Below are 4353 nucleotides of genomic sequence, written 5' to 3' on the forward strand. Positions count from 1 at the left end.
CTGCCGTGTCATCGGCTGTGCGCCCCCACCTGGAATGAGTGAAAAAAGCGGGATATTTTGAGAAAAAACGACAATTTGTGGGACAAGAACGACCAGCGCGCGGCGCGCTACTCACCTGAATTGCGTAAGTGAGCCAGAAAAGTGAAGGGGTGTTTAAAAGGCTTTAAATCACCTCTCCCCGATCGTTAAAAAAGCGCGGCTTGAAGCCTGGTGTACTCCTTACTCGAAACGGTAGCCATGAGCTTGCGGCCGTCCTTGAATTTCGCCACGAACGTGACGTCTTTGCCACGGCCGCCTGCGACCAGCCCAGCCAAAAGGCCCAGGGGGCCTAGTACCGCAGCACCAGCCACGCCCCAGCCAGCGGTGCCCCACAGCCGTTTAACGGCCTCCTCATTGGCCACCTCTACGGTTTCCACCTGGTGCGCCGGGATCCGCTCCTGGGAATAAAACTTGTCCGGTTTCATGAGCATGAACGTACCTTTCGACAACGTATTACTTCCCTCTTTCCCAAAATCCCCTGCATGAACCTTCAATTTAGCCATTTTGTGCCCTCCATTTAAATTTCCGAGTTCCTACTTTCGGGGTTTCAAGTTGGAATTTTAGCGTCCTCTAATATTCTCAGTTCCAAGTTCGGTAATGCGCTGTAAATAAAGGCGTTTTCGCCCCCAGGCCCTGAGCGAACTAGGAACTGAAGTTGGAACCACCTGGTGCTCATTCTGAGCCTTCCTGCCTCTCCGCGTTAATCGACTGAAACACTCGTTTCGCGCCCTCCTCATTTACCCCATGCACCACTATTAGCTCCTGGATAGTCGTCGACCAAATCGCCGGGACAGTCCCGTATTCGTTGCTGAGCCTCTCGATGATTTTGTTCGCGGCACGGAGCCGATCCCAGAGCGACTCTTCCGTCGGGTTGTAGTCCTCGCGATCGTCACGCACCACCTCTGCCCCTTTTTTCTCGTCCGAAAGGCCCAGCAGCCAGGCGACGGTGACCTTCCCCGCCCTCGCCAGCCGTATGAGCTCTGACGCGCGGGGCTCGCTTTCCCCTTTCTTCCACTTCCTTAGCGTCCCCTCGGCGACGCCCACCTCCCGCGCAAGCGCGCTGAGGCTTTTCCAGGAGTCAACGAGTTCGGCAATCCGATCTTTGGTGGTCACAATTCGTACAAATAGCTCGTATTTATAGTATTGACGATCGCATATTCAGCGCGTACATTCGTGCGAACATGAAAGTATGCACCCGTCCAAAAAAAGCGGCCGATTGGCACCCGGCCGATATTGTCGCCGCTCTCCGTAAGGCCGGTTGGTCTTTGCGGAGGCTCAGCGTGCATCACGGTTATGCCCCAACCACCCTCGCGATGTGCATGTCGCGCCAATGGCCCAGGGGGCAGCGAATTATCGCAGACGCCATCGGCGTCGATCCTGCTGATATCTGGCCCTCCCGTTATAAGGACCAAGAGGAGCGCCAATGCGCCTAACCGCCGGGAAAAGCATACCCATAAAACCCGTGCCCCGAAAGGGGCAGGGCTTCGCAAACTTTGGAAAGGGGGCATAAATGGCGGCTCCAAAAGATCGACGTTATTGGAAACACCTGCGCGCCACCAATCTTCGGCATTCGATGGAGTTGTGCATCCAGTACGCAAGGGCCGTACACAACCTCAGCGTCGAGCAGATTGCAGAGCGAATGGGGATGCCGAGTCACTGGCGGCTTTACAAGTACATAGCTGATGGGAGCCTGCCCCTCAGATACCTCCAGTCCTTCGAGCACGCTTGCGGCGGGTGCGACTACGTAACGCGATATGTGGCGGCGGCCCGCCACAAGATTCTCATCGAGATACCAACCGGCCGCTCGGCTTCCGAAACGGAAATGTCCGAGCTTCAAGCGCTCCTTTCCGAGGCGAATTCAGCGCTGGTCCGATTTTATCGGCGCGAGGTTAGTAGCGATGACGCATTACAAGCGGTCGAGGCCGCCGTTGGCGCATTGGCTTATCAACGCGAGCAGGTGAGCAGGCATTCACAACCGGATCTGGCGCTCTTCACAGAGGTGGACCATGAGCCCGAGAAGTGAATTTAACGTCGGTTTCATGCACGGAGCGCGGGCCGCTTTAGTTGGTCACGACTACACCCATTGTCCAGAAGTGCTTTCACGATATACCGCATTTTTTGATCTGTCCGACTACGACGGCTGGTCCGAAGCCATCGTCACTCTATATGAGGACGAAATTCCCTATAGAGGGGGCTGGCTCCTGGGCTGGTGGTTTGCCTCTACGAAGTTGCGCGGGTTGAGGGATATTGATGAACGCTCCGCGTTGTTCGCCGCCGGGGCCGTCGCAGACGTCACTTGGGAGAGTCTCAATGCGTGAATGGTACTCGGCGTCTGAGTTGGCTGACCTTCCTGGTATTCCGAATTCCGTTCGCGGGATAAATAAGAAGTCCGAGCGAGAAAACTGGCAAACCCGGCCCAGGAAGGCCCGAGGCGGTGGGCGAGAGTTTCACATCAATTCCCTCCCAGAAAGTACACGCGCCGCGCTCTACCTGCGCGAGCCGCCTTCTGCCCCCGATGGTGATGGCAGCAGTGGCCCCGTGGCTGCAAACGGTACCGAGTCGGGAATGGATCCGGCGAACGGCGCAAACCATTCATCGAGCTACTGCCCGGACTCGCTGTGGGCATGGTTCGAACGTAAGCCCGACAGCCAAAAGGAGAAGGCCAGGAAGCGCCTGGCCGTCGTCCAAGAGTTTCATCGCCTGATCGACTTGGGTGTCTCCCCCGGGCGTGCCCACGAAGCGATACAAGCTCAGTTCGGGGAGAAGAAACGGACGTATGAAAGGTGGCTTCGAGCCGTGAAGGGCGTGCACAAATCGGATTGGCTGCCCGCTCTGTGCCCGAATCACTCTGGCTGCATGGTTACCGCCGAGGTCTCAACCGAGGCCTGGGAAATGTTCAAGGCCTTGTACCTCGACCGCTCGTGCCAGGCCCTGTCCACCTGCTATCGGCGCGTGCAGCGGGCGGCCAGGAAGAACGGCTGGGCGTGGCCGTCGCAAAATACCATCGCGCGCAAGATAGATCGTGATATCCCGGCCAACCAACTGATCTAACTCAGGGAAGGCACCGAAGCGCTCGAACAAACCTTTCCGACGATGGTGCGCGCTCACGCCGCACTGCATGCCCTGCAGGTCGTCAACGGCGACGGCGTGGAGTTTCACCCCGCGCTTAAGTGGCCGGACGATTCCGTTAATCGCGCCAAGGTGTGGTTTTGGCAGGACGTTGGCACGGGCAAGATCCTTGCCTGGCGCGCTGACCAGACCGAGAACAAGGACATGCTTCGCCTGTCCGTCGGTGACCTGGTCGACCGATACGGCATTCCCGAAGTCGCAGTTATCGATAACACGACAGCCGCGGCCAGCAAGTGGCTCACGGGCGGCATCAAGAACAGGTATCGCTGGAAGATCAAAGACGAGGATCCCCGCGGCATCATGGTCGATCTCGGCATCGACGTTCGCTTCACCCTACCGGCACACGGCCAATCCAAACCGATCGAGCGCGCATTTCGAGACCTGCGCGAACTGATCGACAAGCATCCGCAATGGAGCAACCGGGGCACCCAGGGGCGTCCGATTCCCGTCGAGGAGTTCCTCGAAGTACTCGAGCAGGAAGTGGCCGCGCATAACGCGCAGGCCGGTCGCCGAGGCGCGCATTGCAACGGCCGCAGCTTCGATCAAATGTTCGAGGAGTCTTACAGCCGTTCAACGATCCGCAAAGCCACGGCTGATCAACGCCGCTTGTGGCTGCTGGCCGCCGAGCGCGTCCGCGCCAACTCCGCGACCGGCGCGGTAGTCCTCGGCCGTGGGCCGCAGGGCGCGAACCGTTATTGGTGCGACCAGCTTGTCGATCACCGCGGCGAGCAGATCGTCGTGCGGTGCGACCCGCAGCGCCTGCAGGAAGCGGTCCACGTCTACACGCTCGATGGCCGTTACATCGGCGCCGCCGAATGCGTCTGGCGCGGTGGCTTCATCGACACCGAGACGGCCCGCGCCTATCACCGGGCCAAGAGCCAGTACAAGCGCCACACGAAGCGGGCCGCCGAAGCGGAGCGCCGCATGAGCGCCGCGACCGCGGCCAAGCACATTCCGAAGATCGATCAACCGGACGGCGCCGAGGCGGGCGTCGTGTCCTTGCAGTTTCGCTCTAAGAAGGCTGTCGGCGATGACGTGGTCGCGAGCGACCAGGCCGGGGAATCGGTGGGATCGAATGAAAGCAGCGACGACAAGGAGCGCCGTCGCCAGAACTTCTCCGCGCGCGTGGCAAAACTGAATGCGGCGCGCAAGACGGAGCTTTGAAAACCGGAGCCGGCCGCTACT

The 4353-nt window shown here is 59.3% G+C and carries 7 protein-coding genes; 5 read left to right on the plus strand and 2 right to left on the minus strand.

The window, feature by feature from the left end:
- Window positions 1–185: 185 nt before the first annotated feature.
- On the minus strand, window positions 186–542 hold the full coding sequence (locus tag AC52Q4_RS12045; protein ID WP_495537043.1) for a hypothetical protein: 357 nt from the start codon (window positions 540–542) through the stop codon (window positions 186–188).
- 169 nt (window positions 543–711) lie between these two features.
- A complete protein-coding gene (locus tag AC52Q4_RS12050) occupies window positions 712–1152 on the minus strand; it encodes a helix-turn-helix domain-containing protein (protein WP_495537044.1) in 441 nt (146 codons plus the stop codon).
- Between the two features lie 68 nt (window positions 1153–1220).
- Here AC52Q4_RS12050 and AC52Q4_RS12055 point away from each other — a divergent pair, with 68 nt between their 5' ends.
- The 5 genes from AC52Q4_RS12055 (at window position 1221) to AC52Q4_RS12075 (ending at window position 4332) form a co-directional block, all read left to right on the plus strand.
- Window positions 1221–1472: a helix-turn-helix domain-containing protein gene (locus AC52Q4_RS12055; RefSeq protein ID WP_495537045.1), complete on the plus strand. Its 252-nt coding sequence runs from the start codon at window positions 1221–1223 to the stop codon at window positions 1470–1472.
- Window positions 1473–1549: 77 nt separating this feature from the next.
- Entirely contained in the window at window positions 1550–2062 is a 513-nt protein-coding gene (locus AC52Q4_RS12060; protein ID WP_495537046.1) for a hypothetical protein, read from the plus strand.
- Window positions 2046–2357, plus strand: a complete 312-nt coding sequence (locus AC52Q4_RS12065) for a hypothetical protein (protein WP_495537047.1) — start codon at window positions 2046–2048, stop codon at window positions 2355–2357. Before AC52Q4_RS12060 ends, AC52Q4_RS12065 begins: the two co-directional genes overlap by 17 nt.
- Window positions 2350–3090, plus strand: a complete 741-nt coding sequence (locus AC52Q4_RS12070) for a DNA-binding domain-containing protein (RefSeq protein WP_495537048.1) — start codon at window positions 2350–2352, stop codon at window positions 3088–3090. The genes AC52Q4_RS12065 and AC52Q4_RS12070 overlap by 8 nt, the downstream gene beginning before the upstream one ends.
- Window positions 3091–3132: 42 nt before the next feature.
- Entirely contained in the window at window positions 3133–4332 is a 1200-nt protein-coding gene (locus AC52Q4_RS12075; RefSeq protein WP_495537049.1) for a transposase domain-containing protein, read from the plus strand.
- The last annotated feature ends 21 nt before the right edge of the window (window positions 4333–4353 follow it).

Source organism: Nitrococcus sp. (assembly GCF_059432795.1).

What these genes read in the sequence shown, in the direction of transcription:
- AC52Q4_RS12045 (WP_495537043.1), bottom strand. Translation starts at nt 542, where the DNA reads ATGGCTAAATTGAAGGTTCATGCAGGGGATTTTGGGAAAGAGGGAAGT.
- AC52Q4_RS12055 (WP_495537045.1), top strand. Translation starts at nt 1,221, where the DNA reads ATGAAAGTATGCACCCGTCCAAAAAAAGCGGCCGATTGGCACCCGGCC.
- AC52Q4_RS12060 (WP_495537046.1), top strand. Translation starts at nt 1,550, where the DNA reads ATGGCGGCTCCAAAAGATCGACGTTATTGGAAACACCTGCGCGCCACC.
- AC52Q4_RS12065 (WP_495537047.1), top strand. Translation starts at nt 2,046, where the DNA reads ATGAGCCCGAGAAGTGAATTTAACGTCGGTTTCATGCACGGAGCGCGG.
- AC52Q4_RS12070 (WP_495537048.1), top strand. Translation starts at nt 2,350, where the DNA reads ATGCGTGAATGGTACTCGGCGTCTGAGTTGGCTGACCTTCCTGGTATT.
- AC52Q4_RS12075 (WP_495537049.1), top strand. Translation starts at nt 3,133, where the DNA reads ATGGTGCGCGCTCACGCCGCACTGCATGCCCTGCAGGTCGTCAACGGC.